Source organism: Pseudomonas sp. UF-293, assembly GCF_058245595.1.
The window spans coordinates 1-19,540 of the sequence record NZ_JBSICA010000015.1; the positions used below are offsets into that span (position 1 = coordinate 1).

At 60.2% G+C, this 19,540-nt stretch carries 11 protein-coding genes; 2 read left to right on the forward strand and 9 right to left on the reverse strand.

All coding sequences use genetic code 11. The features are described 5' to 3' along the window. Nucleotides 1-180 precede the first annotated feature (180 nt). Entirely contained in the window at nucleotides 181-1,110 is a 930-nt protein-coding gene (locus AC4IHP_RS16755) for an AraC family transcriptional regulator (protein ID WP_042607330.1), read from the reverse strand. A 368-nt stretch (nucleotides 1,111-1,478) separates the two neighbouring features. Between AC4IHP_RS16755 and AC4IHP_RS16760 the strand changes: the two genes are divergently transcribed. Next, the gene (locus AC4IHP_RS16760) at nucleotides 1,479-1,832 is read left to right on the forward strand and encodes a putative quinol monooxygenase (protein WP_490832229.1); all 354 of its coding nucleotides are present in this window, start codon (nucleotides 1,479-1,481) and stop codon (nucleotides 1,830-1,832) included. A gap of 43 nt (nucleotides 1,833-1,875) precedes the next feature. Then, on the forward strand, nucleotides 1,876-2,118 hold the full coding sequence (locus tag AC4IHP_RS16765; protein WP_039758265.1) for a hypothetical protein: 243 nt from the start codon (nucleotides 1,876-1,878) through the stop codon (nucleotides 2,116-2,118). Here the strand turns inward: AC4IHP_RS16765 and AC4IHP_RS16770 are convergent, their stop codons facing one another. The 8 genes from AC4IHP_RS16770 to AC4IHP_RS16805 form a co-directional block, all read right to left on the reverse strand. Further along, complete coding sequence (locus tag AC4IHP_RS16770) at nucleotides 2,119-2,748, reverse strand: flavin reductase family protein (RefSeq protein ID WP_415761663.1); 630 nt, start codon at nucleotides 2,746-2,748, stop codon at nucleotides 2,119-2,121. It lies immediately after the preceding gene. 211 nt (nucleotides 2,749-2,959) lie between these two features. After that, on the reverse strand, nucleotides 2,960-4,279 hold the full coding sequence (locus AC4IHP_RS16775; protein WP_024014128.1) for an MFS transporter: 1,320 nt from the start codon (nucleotides 4,277-4,279) through the stop codon (nucleotides 2,960-2,962). A gap of 320 nt (nucleotides 4,280-4,599) precedes the next feature. After that, complete coding sequence (locus AC4IHP_RS16780; protein WP_490832230.1) at nucleotides 4,600-5,931, reverse strand: sigma-54-dependent transcriptional regulator; 1,332 nt, start codon at nucleotides 5,929-5,931, stop codon at nucleotides 4,600-4,602. Continuing rightward, nucleotides 5,931-7,691 carry an ATP-binding protein gene (locus AC4IHP_RS16785; protein ID WP_490832231.1) on the reverse strand — a complete coding sequence of 587 codons (1,761 nt, stop codon included), beginning with the start codon at nucleotides 7,689-7,691 and terminating at the stop codon, nucleotides 5,931-5,933. Before AC4IHP_RS16785 ends, AC4IHP_RS16780 begins: the two co-directional genes overlap by 1 nt. Before the next feature lie 84 nt (nucleotides 7,692-7,775). Next, nucleotides 7,776-10,418, reverse strand: coding sequence for an RHS repeat domain-containing protein (locus AC4IHP_RS16790; RefSeq protein WP_490832232.1), 2,643 nt, complete (start codon nucleotides 10,416-10,418; stop codon nucleotides 7,776-7,778). Beyond that, complete coding sequence (locus AC4IHP_RS16795) at nucleotides 10,411-13,194, reverse strand: RHS repeat domain-containing protein (protein WP_490832233.1); 2,784 nt, start codon at nucleotides 13,192-13,194, stop codon at nucleotides 10,411-10,413. Before AC4IHP_RS16795 ends, AC4IHP_RS16790 begins: the two co-directional genes overlap by 8 nt. Continuing rightward, nucleotides 13,191-17,663: a SpvB/TcaC N-terminal domain-containing protein gene (locus AC4IHP_RS16800; protein ID WP_490832234.1), complete on the reverse strand. Its 4,473-nt coding sequence runs from the start codon at nucleotides 17,661-17,663 to the stop codon at nucleotides 13,191-13,193. The genes AC4IHP_RS16795 and AC4IHP_RS16800 overlap by 4 nt, the downstream gene beginning before the upstream one ends. A gap of 197 nt (nucleotides 17,664-17,860) precedes the next feature. Next, nucleotides 17,861-19,384 carry a fumarate hydratase gene (locus AC4IHP_RS16805; RefSeq protein WP_016773454.1) on the reverse strand — a complete coding sequence of 508 codons (1,524 nt, stop codon included), beginning with the start codon at nucleotides 19,382-19,384 and terminating at the stop codon, nucleotides 17,861-17,863. Nucleotides 19,385-19,540 lie beyond the last annotated feature (156 nt).

Consider the following 19,540-nt stretch of genomic DNA (forward strand, 5'->3'; position numbering starts at 1 on the left):
ACTGGAATGCATTTCCCAGTGGGAGCGAGCCTGCTCGCGAAAGCGCCATAAGCCTCGCTTCAGATTCCGGATCAGACCGAAAGCCGCAACCGCGCCAAATCTCTCCCACACTGGAATGCATTTCCCAGTGGGAGCGAGCCTGCTCGCGAAAGCGCCATAAGCCTCGCTTCAGATTCCGGATCAGACTGAAAGCCGCAACCGCGCCAGATCCCGCAACGGCGGTGCGCCAAACAGTCGGCTGTACTCACGGCTGAACTGCGACGGACTTTCATAGCCCACCCGATACCCCGCCGCCGAGGCTTCCAGGCCTTCGGTCAGCATCAGCCGCCGCGCCTCTTGCAGGCGCAATTGCTTCTGGTACTGCAACGGACTCATCGCCGTCATCGCCTTGAAACGGTGATGCAGGGTCGACACGCTGAGGTTCACTTCCCGCGCCAGATCATCGATGCGCAGCGGTTGCTCGAAGTTGCCGTTGAGCCATTTGATCGCCTGGCTGATGCGATGGCTCTGGCTGTTGGCAATCGCAATTTCATACAGACGATGGCCCTGCGGGCTGCGCAGCAGGCGATAGAGAATCTCCCGGCGAATCAGCGGCGCGAGCATGGCGATGTCTTTCGGTGCGTCCAGCAGCCGCGCCAGACGCAGCACGGCGTCGAGCATGGCGCTGTCGATTTTTTCCACGTACAGACCGCGTCCGGTCGGGCGCGTCGGTACGCCCATCGGGCCGGCGTCGGCGATCAGCGCGGTGATTTCGGTCGGGTCGATGTCCAGGCGCACGGCGAGGATCGGTTCCTCTGGCGAGACGTTGACCACGCGGCCGCTGAGCGGCATCGAAACCGACACCACCAGATAATTCAGCGGGTCGTAGTTGAAAAACTCGTCGGCCAGGCGGACCTCTTTGCGCCCCTGCGCCATGATGCACAGCGCCGGCTGCGCGAGCACCGGGGCGAAATCATGGGATTTGGTGTGGCGCGACATCACCAGCGAACCGATGGCGGTCTGGTAGCTGCCATCGTCGCTGGTGTTGCGGCGGATGATCGCCGCCAGCTCCGCACGCTGCTTTTCCATGTCGGCGCTGGGTTCGGCTTGAAAACGATCGAATGACGTCATGCACGGCATCCTCGGCAAGTGAGGGGGAATGCAGCAGAGCATATGTTTGTGCAAGCAACGGCGGTAGACACATTCTGCCTAATGCTTGCCTGATTCTGCACCGCGCCGTTTCCGGCCGTCGCCGAGACGCCCGGTCGTAGGAGCTGCCGAAGGCTGCGATCTTTTGATTTTTGTTTTTCAGATCAAAAGATCGCAGCCTTCGGCAGCTCCTACAGGGCAGCGTTGGCGGCCGGGGTTTTGGCAAGTCTCGCAGGATTGTGCAACGCGAAGGCAGGAATCGACTAACGGCGCGGCCGCCCCGGCCCTTAATCTTTGCTCCAGTCGCAGCCTGTCCCCCGGCTGCCACGCGATTTCATGGAGGGTTGATCATGTCCAAGCAGATGCCTGTCAGTCATATGGCCTTCGTTCGTGCCCAGGCCGGGCGCTCGGCGGAACTCGGTGTGCGCCTGAGCGCTTTGATCGAGGTCTCGCGCGCGGCGCCCGGTTGCCTGAGTTTCGCGTTGCAACAATCGCAGTGCGACACCGACCTGTGGCTGGTCAGCGGCTACTGGAGCAGCCAGCAGATGATGACTGCATACTTCAATAGTCCGTCGATGGAAGTCTTCGCCGAGCTGGTCCAGGATCTGGTGGTCAACAGCCTCGACTTCCACACCTTCAGGGACGTTTCCGCCGCGCAGGCCCTCGGTCAATGTTCGGCGCCGATACACAAACTTGCCGGTTGAGGGTTTAATGTCCGGCTTATTTGATTGAGCCAGGATCCGCGACATGGCACGTAAAGAGTTTGAACGCTTCGAAGCAGTCTCCGCAGTCGTCCCCGTTGAGCTGGGCGGTAACAAGGGTTATTACGCGGCCATCGCGGTCAAGGCCCTGGTCGATGGCGGCGCACCACGCTTTCACAAATTGCTCGATGAGCAGGTGTTTCCCGGCGCCATCGCTGCCGATGAAGCGGCAATCAATGAGCTGGACAAGCTCAAGGGCGTCACTGATGACGCCGAGCTGATCTGGTAATTATTTCTGCGCCCCGGGGCGCCACATCTTGAACAGAGCCTCAGGCCCCAGCTGGAAATAATCAGCAGGACCGCCGCCGCGCAAAATCGGTTGTGCGGCGGCGGTGTCGTAGATGCCATCCTTGAGCAGCCATTTGGCGATGTGCACGGCCACCACCTCGCCGAGGATCAGCCAGCTCGGCACCGTTTCGCCATCGGCGCGTTGCAGCTGGATGATCTGCGTGACTTTGCACTCGAAGGACACCGGGCTTTCGGCGACCCGTGGTACCGAAATCACCTTTGACGCCACGGTCGTCAGCCCCGCCAGTTCAAACTCGTTGACCTCAGGCGCGACCATCGCGCAGCTCTGGTTCATCTGCTCGGCCAACGGGCGGGTGGCGAGGTTCCAGACGAACTCCCCGGTCTGCTCGATGTTGTTCAGACTGTCTTTGCGCCCGACGCTGGAAAAACCAATGATCGGCGGCACGTAATTGAAGGCGTTGAAGAAACTGTAGGGCGCGAGATTGAGTCGGCCTTCGGCATCCTGCGAGGAAATCCAGCCGATGGGCCGCGGGCCGACGATGGCGTTGAACGGATCGTGAGGCAGGCCGTGGCCGTTGGCGGGTTCGTAGAAGTGGATGTCATCGGACATGGGGAGCGGATTCCTGAGCTGCATTCGGATGCCGCCATAGTGCAAGGAGCCACCGCATATTGCCACCCGGACGCGAGACCCTGTAGGAACTGCCGAAGGCTGCGATCTTTTGATTTTGTCTTTTTCAAGATCAAAAGATCGCAGCCTTCGGCGGCTCTTACGGGTTCGGCGCAGGACACGGATTTTGTGTCCTGCCAGCGATAGAGTCCGATCAGTCAGTGACGATCCGCGAGTGCTTCTGGGTGTCTTTCATGGTGATGTACACCAGCAGCGACACGGCGATGCACGCGGTGACGTACCAGTAGTAACCGGTTTCCATGCCGATGCTCTTGAACCACAGCGCGATGTATTCGGCGGTACCGCCGAAGATCGATACGGTCAGTGCGTACGGCAGGCCGACGCCCAGGGCGCGGATTTCGGTCGGGAACAATTCGGCTTTGACCACCGCGTTGATCGAGGTGTAGCCGCTGACGATGATCAACGCCGCCATGATCAGGAAGAAGGCGCCCCACCAGGTCTGGATGGTGTGCAGGGTCATCAGGATCGGTACGGTGAAGATCGTACCGAGCACGCCGAACGCGATCAGGATCGGACGCCGGCCGATCTTGTCCGACAGGCCGCCGATGATCGGTTGCAGGCACATGAACAGGAACAGCGTGGCGGCGGAAATGGTGGTCGAGTCGGAGATGCTCATGCCGACCGTGTTCACCAGGTATTTCTGCATGTAGGTGGTGTAGGTGTAAAACGCCAGGGTGCCGCCCATGGTCAGGCCGACCACGGTCAACAGCTCTTTCGGATGGCGCATCAAGGTGCGCATCGCGCTTTCCTTGGATTTTTCTTTCTTGGTGAACGACTCGGTTTCTTCCATGCCGCGACGCAGGTACAGCGCCACCACTGCACACAGCGCACCGATGGCGAACGGAATACGCCAGCCCCACGCGTACAGCTGTTCGGTGGTCAGCATGTTCTGCAGCACGATCAATACGCCGAGGGCGATGAGCTGGCCGGAGATCAGGGTCACGTACTGGAAACTCGAGAAGAAGCCGCGACGTTCTTTGGTCGCCATCTCGGACAGGTACGTCGCCGAGGTGCCGTACTCGCCGCCGACCGAAAGGCCCTGCAGCAAACGGGCGAATACCAGCAGGATCGGCGCGCCGATGCCGATGGTTTCATAGTTCGGGCTCAGGGCGATCAGCAGCGAGCCGAAGCACATCAGGTACACCGAGGCCATCAGCGCTTTCTTGCGCCCGACCTTGTCGGCGTACATGCCCATCAGCCAGCCACCGATCGGACGCATTAGGAAGCCCACGGCGAAGATCGCAGCGGTGTTCATCAGTTGCGCGGTGGTGGAGCCGGCGGGGAAAAAGGTTTTGGCGAAGTACAGGGAGAAGGCGGCATACACATACCAGTCGTACCACTCGACCATGTTGCCGACAGAGCCGCTGAAGATCGATTTGATCCGGCTGGCGGTAGTTCTTGGTTTGGCCGGCACGGCAGCCGACCCAAGGGGCAGGGCGTTGGAGTTATCCATTGAAGGATCCTTCGTTTAATTGTTGTTGTGGAGCGCGTCGGAACGCAGCCTGCCAGGGCTATAGCAGGAGGTGTGCCAACGGGGAGGGAGCCGGTTTAGAGGGGCCGGTGAGATCGAATGAGCGGAAATCCGCTTATGGCTGGGTTGTGGTGAGCGGGAAATTGCTCATTAGGTTGATCGGCCATTGTTGCCTGCGCTGGCTCCTTCGCGGACAAGCCCGCTCCCACAGGGTTTTGTGCTGAACCCTGAATTTGTGACCTCCACCGACCATTGTGGGAGCGGGCTTGCCCGCGAAGAGGCCCGATCAAACACTGCCAAAGTCAGCTGCCTTGAACAAACATCTCCCGACTCAACCCATGCCGCTGCATCTTTTCGTTGAACGTGCGGCGTGGCAGTTGCAGTTCTTCGAGCACGGCTTTGACATCACCTTTGTGCCGGGTCAATGCCGCGCGCAGGCATTGCGCTTCGAAGGCTTCCTGCTGGGCCGCCAGCGACTGACCCGGATCAATCGCCGCCACTGGCTCATCCAGGCCCAACACCTGACGCTCGGCGACGTTGGCCAGTTCGCGTACGTTGCCTGGCCAGTCATGACTGAGCAGGTGACTCAGCTGCGCGCCGGTCAACGGCGCAAAGGTCCGGCCCAGACGCTGGGCGGCGTTCTGGGCAAAGGTTTCGAACAGCAATGGAATGTCTTCGCGGCGATCACGCAGCGGCGGCAAACGCAGTTCGGCGACGTTCAGGCGATAAGCGAGATCCTCACGAAAACGCCCGGCACGGGCTTCGTCGAGCAGGTCCGGTTTGGTCGCCGCGACAATCCGCAAATCGACGCGAATGCTCTGGTTCGATCCCAGCCGTTCAAGTTTTTGCTCCTGCAAGACCCGCAGCAGTTTCACCTGCTGGGCCAGCGGCATGCTTTCGATCTCGTCGAGAAACAAAGTGCCGCCATCGGCATATTCCAGTTTGCCGATGCGCTTGCCGGAGGCACCGGTAAACGCGCCGCTCTCATGGCCGAACAGCTCGGCCTCGAACAGTTGCTCCGGGATCGCCGCGCAGTTCAGCGCCACGAACGGTTTGCCGGCGCGCGGGCCGAAATCATGCAGGCAGCGCGCGACCAGTTCCTTGCCGCTGCCGGTTTCGCCACGGATCAGCACGTTGACCGGCAACGTCGCCAGATCCAGCACTTGCCGACGCAACGTTTGCAAGCCACGGGATACGCCCAGCAACGTCGCATCCAGCTTCGCGCGGTTGTCGGCGAGTTCGTGCAGGGCGCGGTTTTCCAGAACCAGGCGGCGTTTGTCCAGCGCCCGGCGCAGGCTGCCGAGCAGGGTCTCCGGGCTGAACGGTTTTTCCAGAAAATCGTAAGCGCCGTCGCGCATCGCCTCGACCGCCATCGGCACGTCGCCATGGCCAGTGAGCAGAATCACCGGCAGATCGGCATCGCGCTGTTGCACTTGCGCGAGCAATTGCAAACCGTCCATGCCGGGCATGCGCACGTCGCTGAGGATCACCCCGGTAAAGTGTTCCGGGAGCGCGGCGAGGCATTCTTCTGCGCGACTGAACAGTTGCACCTGAAACCCAGACAGGCTCAGCCACTGTTCAACGGCGTTGCGAATGCTGCTTTCGTCGTCGACCACCATTATCGAATTGAGCATCAGATGTGTGCCTCCAGATCGATTGGCAGGGTCAGGCTGAACACCGCGCCGTGGTCGCCATTCTCGACGCTCAGGCGGCCGCCGGATTCATGCACGATGGCGAAGGATACCGCCAGCCCCAGGCCCAGACCGTCACCTACCGGTTTGGTGGTGAAGAACGGATCGAACACCTGGCCCAGTTGCTCCTCGGCAATGCCGCCGCCGTTGTCGCTGACGCTGAGCCGCCACAATTGCTCATCCGCCTCGAGACGGATTTCCAGGCGCTTGCAGGCTTTGCCCTGCATCGCGTCCAGCGCATTGCGCAGCAGATTGATCAACACCTGTTCCAGACGAATCGCATCACCCCGCACCCACGCCGGACGCGCCAGATGCAACACAAGGCTGACTTGCTCGTCACGCAGGCGCGCATCGAGCAGTTGCAGCGATTGATCGATCACCGTTGCCAGGTCGAGACGTTCGCGCAAGCCGCTCGGGCTTTTACGCGCGAAGGTCTTGAGGTGGCCGGTGAGGGCGGCCATGCGCGTGAGCATGTCGTCCACCGGTTTCAGCGCCTTGTACGCGTCATCGACGCGGCCATGTTCGAGCAGCAGGCGCAAGGTTGCCAGTTGCATACGCTGGGCGGTCAGCGGTTGATTGATTTCGTGGGCCAGCGCGGCAGACATCTGCCCCAGCGCGGCGAGTTTGGCCGATTGCACCAGACTTTCCTGAGCGGTGCGCAAGTCGCGAGTGCGCTCCTCCACTAAGCGTTCCAGCTCTTCGCGGTTGCGCTGACGGACCTTGGCCAGCCGCCAGCGCTGATTGAGGAACAGCAACAGGAACACCAGCGCCAGCCACACCCCGGCGGCGGCCAGCGCGGCGTTGCGCAAATCTTCGAAGGCGACTTGCGGGCGGCGCAGCAGGTGCAGCGTCCAGCCCTCGGTCGTCAGTGGTAGCGACTCCCAAAGATAGTCGGCAGTGCCGTCCGGGCCTTCGACCCGGCGCAGATCACTGTTGTCATCGAAGCGACGCAACGGCAAATGGGTCAGCGGTACCAACGATTGCTTGTCGTACTGGCGCGTGGATTTGATCTCGGCCAGGTCGCTGGCGCTCAACGGCCGCAAGGCGCGATAACGCCAGCCCGGCTGATTGGCAATGAAGATGATCCCGCGCGCATCGCTGACCAGCAGCGTATCGCTGCCCTGGCTCCATTCGCGTTCCAGCTCCGGGAATTCCAGTTTGACCACCATTGCGCCGAGGAACTCTTCGTTGTCCCCGAGCACTGCGCTGGAAAGGAAGTAGCCGGGAATGCCACTGGTCACGCCTACCGCGTAAAAACGCCCGGTGCCTTGGGTGCGGGTCTGGCTGAAGTAAGGACGAAAACCGTAGTTGTGCCCGACGTAACTGCTGGGCAAGCGCCAGTTGCTGGCGGCCACGGCCAGACCGGTGCGATCGAGCAGTTCAAGGGTCGAGGACTGCGCCGCACCGTTGATCTTTTCCAGCTTCAGATTCAGTGCCGCTTGCTGCGCAGCATCGACCGGGCCGGCCAGGGCAGAACGCAATTGCGGATCCAGCGCCAGCACGGCGGGCAGCGCGCGGTAGCGGTCGATCAGCGTGTGCAAGGAGTTGGCGTAAAGCCCCAGTTGCTGATTGGCGCGGGCGGCGTCTTCTTCCAGCGCCTGACGCTCGGCATGGTGCATGGCGAACGTCGCGGCCACGCCCGTGCCGGCGATGATCAGCAGGGAATACAACGACAGACGCAGGGTACGGGAAGTCGGCAACATGCTCGGTGCTGGGTCGGCAGAACGGGCGGGCACGATAGCATGGGCCGAGGTGGCCCGGCGTGCTGTTCACGCCGGCCGTGTCTGCTAAACAGCTGTCTCCTGTACCTGACGTCGATGCACAAGATTCAACCTCGGCTTCGGCACCGGTCTGCCGCGAGGTTCGGCAGCGAGCGAGCGCTCCAGTTGCTGCAGGCGTTCAGTCACGCCTTGCGCCTCGCTCGGCGCTTCGATAATTGCCTGTGCGGTTTGCATGACCTTGTCGATAGCTTCGAACGGGTCTACACCATTCCTGGACAGCTTCATGACCTGACGCTGTTGTTCTGCATCCAGTGCGTCCAGTTGGGCATAGAACATCTTCTGGATGTGCTCGGAGTAGCTGTTGAGGTTATCCGTGAAGGTCTTGATGCTGTCGATAAGCGCAGCGCCTCCATCGAGAAGAGCCCCCGCGCCGTCGACGGCTTTTGCAGCGCCGTCGCCCAACGTTTTCAGCCCGTCCTTGAGCTCTTGGGTGTGCAGTGTCTGCGCCGCTTTCAAACCTTTCTTGAAAAAGTGGTAACGCAATACCGGAAACACTATTGCCCCCGCGATTGCCCCTGCGCCGGAACCGATGGCGTTGCCGATTCCGGGTACCACGGTGCCGATGACACTGCCGATGGCGATGCCTTTGCCGATACCGTAAAACACCGATTTGATGCCGGCTCGGGAGGTGATGAATTTGCCGAACGTCATGCTTTTGCGCACCGCCTCGATGTTCTGGCCTTCAGGAATCAGGCCATCGAACTCGGTGGTCAGGTTGTGCAATTGCTCCGCCGCAGTTTGTGCTTGATCAAAGATACCCACCGCTTTTCTGATCAGGTCAAACACCACTTTGAAGGCACCGGTCTGGTCGACATGGACGATCGGGTTGTTACCGACAAAACCATACAGATTCAAACCGTCCACATCCCCCGCCGGATCCGCACTGACCCAGCGCTGTAACGACGGTGCGTAATAACGGGCGCCGTAGTAATACAAACCGCTGACATCCATCTCCTTGCCGGAGTAGCGGATGAAGCGATACACGGTTTCCGATTCCGGCTTCATCCATGCGGTTTCGCCGAACGGGTAATAGCCTTCTGCGCTGGTGACGTCAGCCTTTTCATCAAGCTCCATCACGCAAGAGCCCAGATGGTCCTGGAGGGTGTAGCGCAGTTGGTTGTTGGCGACAGGTGAAGTCGTTACCCAATGCAGGCAGCGTGCGTTGCCGAGGCTGATGACGTGCAGTTCTTCGCCGTTGTCTCTGGTGCGGATTTCCAGGCCGGGCAGATAACGCACCTGATGGAAGTGATTGGCACCGGGAGCGAAGGTTTCGTGACGCTTGAACACCCGCACGCCTTGGCTGTATCGGTAGTGTTCAGCGTCGTTGGCGCTGTCCTTGCGCAGGACCAGATCGATATGTTCCAGCTCGTCGCGGCCGTTCCAGTGCAATGACGGACCGTGATGCAGCCTGCGTTGATTGCCGTGCGGGTCGAACCAGGTGCCGAAGTCCGGCGGCTCGTCGCCTGTTTGCCAGCGCACACCGCGATTGCTTTTGGCGTCGATGGACAGCGTTCGGGTGCGGCTATTGCCGTCGCGCTGATGACGCAGTTCGGTCAGGTTGCCACCGTTGTCGTAGGTATACGCCTGGGTGTAATTGAGGCGGTTTCGTTCGTCTGGTGGCTGCGGCAGGCCGGGGATGTCCGGGGGCAGGGCATCGTCATGGCCGGTGGCGCGGATCAACCGGTACAAGGAGTCGTAGCTGAATTCACGGTGCCCGTCGACCCGCTGATTGGCGAACCAGACGGGTTCGAAGGCGTGGTCTTCGATGCGGGTGATATTGCCGACGCGGTCGTAGAAATATTCCAGATCCTGCAGTCCGGGTCGGCCGGGCTTATGACTGGTTCGGCTGCGCAAGCGTCCATTGGCTGGATCGTAAGTCCATTCGTTGAGCACACCGTTGCCGTCCTGTTGCTTGATGATCTGACCATTGGCGTCGTAGTGTACGGCCAGCAACACGTGGTGCCGTTCTGTGCCGCCTATCAGCAGATCCACTGCCTGAAGCTGTCCTGCGACGCCGTAGCGCGATTGCCGACAATGCCCGCCGGCGTCGGTCTGCTCGAGCATGGCGCCGAGCGGGCTGAATACCTGATGACTGGCAAAAGACGCGCCGTCGTGAAAGCGGCGGGTCTCTTCCAGTGTCTGGCCGGTAAGGGTGTAACTGACCACTTCGAACGAACCTGAGGCATCTGTCTGTTGGATCAACTGGCCACGGCAGTTGTAACCTGCATCGGCAGAACCGTCGGCGTAAATGAAGGTATCGACCTGGGTCTTGTCGTTACCGGTCATCTCAAGCTTCACCACGCGCAGCTGCTTGTCGAACCACGCCTGCCAGTGCTGGTCGCGGCCGTCCCATCGCTGCACTGGCTCGCCGGCCGGTCCTTGCAGCACCAGACGCTGGCCGCTGTCGACACTGTCGGTATACAGCGCATCGCCGTTCAGCGCGTAAACGGTGCTGACGTTGGCAACGCTCAAACGCGGATCCTGCTGCGTCGCCAGACGCCCGGCCAGGTCGTATTGCTGGCGAGTCACGAGCGCTTTGGGAGGGGCACCAACCACGTTGCGCAGATAAGCGACCTGCCGGACAGGCAAGCCTCGGCCGTCCGTGGCGGCCAAGGACGGCGTGTGCGCATGCATGGATTCATCACCCATTCTTGAACCTGCCAAGCAATGGGCTACCGTTTTTTTTCGACGCCAGATGCCGTTGCGTTGCCAGGTATTGGTTGTCCGTCGTACCCATCGCTTTGTAATACGCCAGGCCGGCCTGAGCACGCGCGATGTGCGCAAGCACGGTTCGGTTTTTCTGTTGCAGGCCTGAGCGCGTGATGGTGGACAGCGTTTCGCTGGACGTATTGCCATTGACATTCGGCAGCACATTGGCGGGCGAAACACTGTCGACGCCCAGTGCATCGAAGGCATTCTCCGCCCACGCCGACCGTTGTTCGATGGCGGCTTTCCAGTCGCCGAGCATTTTTTCGATCTTTTCAATCTTCACCGGGTCGAGCCGGTTCTTGATGTCTTGCGCTTCCTGCGCCCGACTTCCCATATTGAGCGCGCCGGGAATGATGCCGATCACCGATCCGAACACCCTGTTCATTATGAATAACGGGTTGAAAACCGCGTCGAGTGCCGGATGGAGCACCTCGCCCTTGAAGTCTTTCCACGAGTTGATCTCCTTGACCGGCGCCTGGATTCCCAGCCTTTCATCAATCGCGCTCACGGACAACTGCGAGGTCTGCGGTATCAATGGCCCGACGCGCAGGCCGACGTGGTTTGCCAGCGGTTCGACAATCGCTCCGGCGACATCCCCACCGATATTGCCGCCGATCAAGCCTGAGGGTTTCAACACGTTCGCTGACACCTCCAGGACGGGAAGCATGGTGTCCAGTTGCACACCACCCAGGGAGCCACCCTCATAGCCGAGAACGCCTCGGACGACTTCTCCGGCCAGATTCATCGCCATGTTCATCGCAACATCCTGATGGATGATGTTGTGCAATTGTCCCAATACTTCTTCAGCGTGCCCCTCCACCGCGGATGCAAACGCCGAATAGAGCATGATCACACCCTCTGCCCGCTTGTTGCCGTCCGGATCGACGAAGCGGATCGGGTTGTTTCCCACGAATGCGTACAAATTCAGGCCGTCCGCCTGCTCGGCGTCCGTACTGACCCAACGTTGCAGCCACGGCGCGTAATAACGGGCGCCGTAATAATACAAACCGCTGACATCCATTTCCTTGCCGGAGTAACGGATGAAGCGGTACTCGGTTTCCGATTCCGGCCTCATCCATGCGGTTTCGCCGAACGGGTAATAGCCTTCTTCGCTGGTGACGGTCAGGTCTTCATCCAGCTCCATGACACTCGAACCCAGATGGTCTTGCAGGCTGTAGCGCAGTTGGTCGTTAGTAGTGGGGGGCGTTGTTACCCAATGCAGGCAACGTGCATCGCCCGCGCTGACGATGTGCAGTTCTTCGCCATTGTCTTTGCTGCGAATTTCAAGGCCCGGCAGGTAGCGGACCTGATGGAAATGCCGCGTGTTGTCAGTAAGCCATTCGTGACGTTTGAACACTCGCCGGCCCTGGCTGTAACGATAATGTTCGGCGTCGTCGTCCCTGTCCTTGCGCATGACCAGGCTGACGCTTTGCAACTCGTCCCGGGCGTTCCATTGCAACGATGGCCCTTGCTTCAGATCCCGCTGATTGCCGTGAAGGTCAAACAAGGCGTCGAAGTCCGGATCCGCATCACCCGGTTTCCAGCGCGCAGCGCGATTGCTGTGGGAATCGACGAACATTTGCCGCGTATATGTGTTGCCCTCACGTACATGGATCAACTTGAGCAGGTTACCGCCGTCGTCGTAGATGAAGGTCTGGATGTAATTGAGGCGGTTTCTCGGGTCGCTCGCAGCCGGCAATCCAGGAATCTGCGCAGGCGGAGCGTCGTCGTAACCGGTGGCGCGAATCAGACGGTACAGCGAGTCGTAGCTGAATTCGCGATGGCCATCGACCCGCTGGTTGGCGAACCAGGATGGCTTGAAGGCGTGATCCTCGATGCGAATGACATTGCCGACACGGTCGTAGAAATATTCCAGGTCCTGCAGGCGGGATTTTGCCGGGGGCTGACTGATCCGGGTATGCAGGCGGCCATCGCCCGGGTCGTAGGTCCAATGGCTGAGCACACCGTTACCGGCCACTTGCTCGATGACCTGGTCACTGGCGTTGTAGTGTGCGTCCAGCAGCACCGGTTTGCGCACTTTGCCATCGATCCACAGATCCACCTGTCGCAGCTGTCCGGCGAGGCCATAGCGCAATTGTCTGCGATGTCCGCCGGCGTCGACCTGCTCCAGCAGAGCGCCCAGCGGGCTGAATACCTGCTGGCTGGTAAATGCTGCGCCGTCATGAAAGGTACGGGTTTCGATCAATGACTGGCCGGCGAGGGCATGGCTGGATATCCCCAGTGACCCTGAACTGTCACTTTGTTCGATCAACTGGCCGCGCAGGTTGTGGCTGGCGCTGACGGTACCATCGGCATAAGTGAAAGTGTCGACCTGATGCTCACCGTTTCCCGTGACCTGCAGTTGGACCACGCGCAGTTGATTGTCGAAGGTCGATTGCCAGTGATGGCCGCGGGCGTCCCAACGCTGGCGCGGTTCACCGGCCAGCCCCGGCAATATCAGGCGCCATCCGCCATCGACGCTGTCAGTGAATAGCGCATCTCCGTTCAGTGCGCTGACGGTGGTGGCGTTGGCAACCGGCAAGCGCGGATCGTGCTGTGCCACCAGACGCCCGGCCACATCGTGCTTTTGAGCGGTCACGATAGCGTGCGCTGTGTCATCTGCGGCAGAGCGCAAATAAGCGACCTGACGGATCGGCAGGCCTCGGCCGTCAATCACCGCCAGGGCTGGGGTGCGCCAATGCAAGGAGGCGGTCATGCGCCCGACTCACTCGAAGCCACCACCTCTTCGGCCGTGTCGTTGAAGTCCTCGCTGATGGTGAACCAGGGATGACACGTCGTGCAGGCAAAGTCCGCTTTGGCGTTGATCAGCTTGATCAGACGCCCCGGCGCGTCATAAAAAAGCTGGTCGAACAGTCCGAGCTTGCGCACTGATTGATTGACGTACCGGTGCGTATTGGCGAAAAACGGTCGGTACTGGCGTATCGGCAGACCCTTGTTGTTGTATTCGACACGTTCGCTGATACGCCAGCGCCTCTGCGCCATCTGCTCGCCCTCTTCGATAAGCAACTCACCGTTTTCGTCTACGGTGTAGGCCAGCCCCGGGTCAACCTCTTGCAGGGTTTGCAGGATACGACCGAAGCCGTCGACGCAGGTTTTGACAATCTGGATCTGCAGGTCGGGGTCGTCGGGGTAGCGGTCAGCACTGAGCACCACGGTGTGTATGGGTTCGCGATATGCAGCTTCGATAGCCTTGAGCAACAGCTGATCGTCGGGTGTCAGGTCTTTGTCTCTGGCCAGGCGCCGCCGTGCGCTGGCGCGTATGTGTCCACCGGGCAACAGGTCGCCTTGCCTGATCGATTGGCTTTGAAGGGTGGAGGCGGGGATCCGGCCCATCCAGCTGAACAGGTTCTTGTGCAGGGTACTCGCTGCTCTTTGTACGGTTGGATGTGGATTCGCGATGGCGTATTCCGCACTGGTGTCCGGTAATGTCCAGCAGGTCAACTCATGGAATCCGGCGTCTTCACCGTTTTCCGTGCCGTGGAAACTGGTGACCAGCGGCTGACCTGACGGTTCATAGATGACTTCTTCGATATTTTCATTGGCGTCGATGAGTCGCTTGGGTTTGAGTGCGTGGTAATCGAACTCCGCCACGCGAGTAGTACAACCGTCGGGCAACTCCATGCGAATGATCGCCAGGTAGTGTTGATCGTATTCGGCTTTGGTCACGCCATGGCTTTGCGTTTCGTTGAACTCAAGGACTTTGTAGAACGCCTGAAGGTTGCCATACCGGGCAAAGTTGAACCGCGCTGACCAGAGGTTGTTTTCTGCGCTTGGCACTGCCTCGAACATCGGCTGCATGTCTCTGTAGCCAATCTCCACCAGGGCTTCAGCGATATTGAACTCCGGCACAATGCTGTAAGCGTCCAGCGCGGTCTTGTCCAATAGCGCAAGCTCGAGGGAATGTTTCAAAGCTTCGAAACCGGCGACGCCGTCGCCCAGTTCCTGACCTTCCGTGTCCACATAGCGCTGCACGGATTGCGACGCCAGGACCCGTTCGTCATTCCATTGCGGTGAATCCTGATGCGCTCGCAGCGTTTCCAAGGACACCTGAGCGGGGGTCAGCCCTATGGGCAAGGTACCTTTGCGCAATTTCAGCGCATTGCTCCGTTCCTGGTAAGGCAGACCCAATCGCCACTGCTGCGGCCCGGTCAGGTGGATCAGGCGCGCACGGGTTTCACTGAGGTAAAACCATTGCTGCGCGTCGTCATGGGCGTCGCTCCACCATTGATTCAAGTGGTCCTCGGTGAAGGGCGGCGGACTGTCAGCCGTCAGCCGTCGCGCGTAGCTCACCGACAGTGCGTGGGCCACGGCACCATAAGCGTCCCAGCGCAAAGTCACGTCATGGCGGCACAGCGGGTCGTTGATAAATCCGTCGTATTGGTAGCTGATGTGTTCCACCTGCAGCGGCAGCAGAACGGCTGCTGCGTACTGCCCCCGAGGCTGCACTTCGCGCACCAGATAGCGTGTTTCCTGTACCGAGTACAGCTGAGGAATGCCGGGTGCCCGGGTGTCGGCAAGGTAGGCAGAGGTTTCCGTGCGAGCCACCGAGCCGACCAGTGCCTGCGCGATCCGATAGCGACTGTCGGGATCCTCCGGGGTGATGGGTTCATCGACTTCACCTTTGGGGTGGTAACGACTGAACAGGGTTTCGCCCAACGGACAAGCATCCACGTCCGCGCTGAAATAATCATCGCGCGGGCGATTCATGTCTTGCCCGTTATGAAACCAGATACGGGTCTGCGCCGGCTCGCTGAAGCCAGGCTCTGAAGGCCCCGTGGGCCATTCGCAATCGAGTTGCTGCAAGTAGCCGAAGCCGCGAAATTCGCGTTCCCTGCCGTCGTAAAATCCCTCTCGCCATTCAAATAACTGGGTCAACCGGACATCGGTGATCTCATCGTGCTGCTCCTGCTTTTTCACCACGGCCAGCGGAAACGGCAAATGACACACCGGGGCGCGCCCCAGCGTCAGAAGACGGGCCTTTTCATCCAGCCATTCCTGTGCCGAGCTGCGATAAGTCACGCTGGAGCAGCAGCCCATATTGTTATTGCTGCTCGCCAGCAGATAAGGCTTGTTCGCAACGAAATCGTAGCGCCAGTGCCTTGGCTTCATATGCGGTACCGTCAGAACCAGGCTGGCACAACCGAGCCCTTGCAGGTCGGCGAAACTGACCTGGCACAAGGGGTCGTAACGCACCCCTTCCGGCCACGCTACGCTGACAGGAGTTTGCTCCAGACCGTTGCCGCCACGGTTCAGATAGATCTCGAATGCCGTGGATTTCAGATAGATCAGCGCCGGCGCGCCGGAACCGTCGAGATCGGCGAAACGCACTCGCGAGGCGTCGAATTCTTCGTAGGTGAACGGCAGGTCGCTGATCTTGCGCCCTTTGCCGAATTTGCCATGCCCAAGATTAGGCCAGCAGCGGATCTCGTCGTGGCGGATGCGGCACAGTTCGGGCATGTCGCTGCCGAGCAGGTTACCCAGTAACACCAGTTCAGTGGGCGAATCGCTGAAGACCGGCAGACGGTCGTCATCATATTCGTGGGGGATTTCCTGTGCCGCCGCGAAGCCTTTTTCCCGCAGGCTGGCATAAAGGCGCACCCGATGGGGACTGATAGTGGCCGCTGACATCAAGCCGTCGCCGCAAAAATCTCCCATGGTCAAGGCCAGATCCCGATGTTCCCTGGGGAATTTATCGAAAGCGGTAAACAACTCGAATTGGCGCTGTGCATTCAACGCATGAAATCCACAATAACCCAACCGGGCAATGATCAGATCCAGGCGTCCGTCACCGGTCAGGTCGAGCAGTTGCGCCACGGCCCGGTTACGATCGGCAAGCGCAATCTTCTCCAGCAAGGTCCATGGGCCGTAACCGATCCGGTCGGTGCCGGGTTCTGCGCGTAACGGTTCACGGTAATACCAAGCGTTGTCGTAGCGGCAGAGGAAGCCCGGAACGCCCTCGCCATACAGATCGACGCATTGGTAGAACCCACTGTCTTCGATGCCGGGTTGGTTCTGGTTTTCCAGCAGACGCGCAGGTGTTTTATTGATTTCGAAGGGCAAGTATTCGAACTCCACCGGCGGTGAATGCTCGACATTGCCTTCTGCGTCAAAGGACTGATAGTGCGCAGCGCTGATCTGACTGTATGCCCACTGAGCTTTGTTCTGAACCGGCCGGTATTCCAGCAGCAGGCGCCGTGCAAGTCTTGCCTCTGCGGCGATGCCCTCGGGAAAGTGCTGAAACATCAGCACCTGCTGGCAAAGCCTGCGTGTGCCCAGTTCAAAACCCTGACCATAAGTGGAAAACCGGTCCTGTCGCAGCTGCCAGGGGGTCGCTTCATCGTAGGTCGGGATCTGGGTCAGGGAGTTGCTGCGTTCGCCGTAATCGAACAGCAGTTGAAAATGCCATGGCAGATCCGTCGGCCGGTCGAAGTCCCAGCTATAGAGGCGGTCGGTCGCCGTGGCGTTGCCGTGACATACCCGTCGCAGATAACGCTGGGCTCGGTAGTCGTGAGTCGGGTCGTGTTCTTCGGGCTGATCGTCGGGCTTGTACTCGTAGCAGATGTGTTCGCCCTGTGCGTTCATGCTTTCGCACAGCAGCCAGTTGCTGATATGCAATGGGGCGTCGGGGTCGGCGCGGCGTGAAGCGGCGGTTTTGCCGTAGACATGCAATGTGCCATCGGCGCCGTGCACCAGCCAGAAAGGCGCACCACCGTCAGCCGGATGCCAGCATTCGCGCAGGGAAAAATCGCTTTCGATCCGCGCCCGGTAAGACACCACCGTGTGCTCCGGAATGGGCCGGTCGCGGTATGTGGTTTCGCTGCGTGACTTGAGGTTGCCATCGTCATCCAGCTCGGGCATCCACACTTCGCCGTCGTGGCCGATGATTTCGTCGTGCTCGGTGTAGCGCGGTACGCCCTTGTTGGTACGTCGGCTGATCTGGCTCAGTCCAGCCAGATTCCAGCCAAGGCCAAACGTACTGTTACCGCTCTGGCTGCTGAATGACAGGAGCATGTGCGGGTCATAGCCACGGCCAGCGGTCGGGATCGGCAGTTCTACTCCGGCTGTGCCCGTAGGGCCCACTGCGCTCCAGCTCTTGCCGACAGTCGCGATCGATGAGCTCTTGGCGATGGACGGGGCGGTGATGCTCAGGTCTTGATCGGGCATGTCGATTCCATTCGCGCAGAGGGGCTTTCATGGAATGACGCTAACAAAAACGCTCGGAAGATGGACCTGTCAGATCTGACAGGTGCGCAAGATCATTTTCTGTGCATGGGGCGTTTGTTTATCGCTAACGGTATTAACCAACAAAAACGGCCGGGCATCCTTGCAGATGCACCGGCCGTTTCGATGTGGCGAAAAACTTACTGCACTTCGACCGCCAGGCTCTCGCTGATCTTCTGTTGCCAGATCGCCGGCCCGGTGATGTGTACGGATTCGCCTTTGCTGTCCACCGCCACCGTTACCGGCATGTCCTTGACTTCGAACTCGTAGATCGCCTCCATGCCAAGTTCGGCAAATGCCAGCACCTTGGACTTCTTGATCGCTTGCGCAACCAGATAGGCGGCGCCGCCCACGGCCATCAGGTACACGGCCTTGTTGTCCTTGATCGCGTCGATAGCGGTAGGGCCGCGCTCGGATTTGCCGATCATGCCCAACAGACCGGTCTGCTCGAGGATCTGACGAGTGAATTTGTCCATCCGCGTTGCGGTGGTCGGGCCAGCCGGGCCAACCACTTCGTCACCGACCGGATCAACCGGGCCGACGTAATAGATGAAGCGACCCTTGAGGTCGACCGGCAGGGTTTCGCCCTTGTTGAGCATTTCGACCATGCGCTTGTGCGCGGCGTCGCGACCGGTGAGCATTTTGCCGTTGAGCAATACGGTTTCGCCCGGCTTCCAGCTCTGCACGTCTTCCGGGGTCAGGGTGTCGAGGTTGACACGGCGGGCCGACGGGCCGGCTTCCCAGACGATTTCCGGGTAGGCGTCCAGCGGTGGCGCTTCCAGCGAGGCCGGGCCGGAACCGTCGAGCACGAAGTGCGCGTGACGGGTGGCGGCGCAGTTGGGGATCATGCACACCGGCAGGGAAGCGGCGTGGGTCGGGTAATCCATGATCTTCACGTCGAGCACGGTGGTCAGGCCACCAAGGCCCTGGGCGCCGATGCCCAACTGGTTGACCTTCTCGAACAGTTCCAGACGCATTTCTTCGATGCGGTTCTGCGGGCCACGGGCCTTCAACTCGTGAATGTCGATGGATTCCATCAACACTTCCTTGGCCATGACCGCGGCTTTTTCAGCGGTGCCGCCGATGCCGATACCGAGCATGCCCGGTGGGCACCAGCCAGCGCCCATGGTCGGCACGGTCTTGAGTACCCAGTCAACGATCGAGTCGGACGGGTTGAGCATGGCCATTTTCGACTTGTTCTCGGAACCGCCGCCCTTGGCTGCCACGTCCACTTCCACGGTGTTGCCCGGGACGATGGAATAGTGGATCACGGCCGGGGTGTTGTCCTTGGTGTTCTTGCGCGCACCCGCCGGGTCGGCGAGGATCGAGGCACGCAGGACGTTTTCCGGCAGGTTGTAGGCGCGACGCACGCCTTCGTTGATCATGTCGTCCAGGCCCATGGTGGCGCCGTCCCAGCGTACGTCCATGCCGACACGGACGAACACGGTGACGATACCGGTGTCCTGGCAGATCGGGCGATGGCCGGTGGCGCACATGCGCGAGTTGATCAGGATCTGCGCCATCGAATCACGGGCCGCTGGCGATTCTTCGCGCAGGTAGGCTTCGTGCATCGCCTGGATGAAATCCACGGGGTGGTAATAGGAAATGAACTGCAGGGCGTCGGCAACGCTCTGAATCAGGTCATCTTGCTTGATCACGGTCATGAGTCGCGCTCCTCAAAAAAAACGGTGGGGAAGCTACAGGCTTCTAGCTTCGAGCGGCAAGTTAAAGCAGTACGCGAACAGCTTGAGCTTGCCGCTTGAAGCTTGCGGCTCGTAGCTGTCCCTCTGTGGCGCGACGCTAAAAAGGCGCGGCAGTAT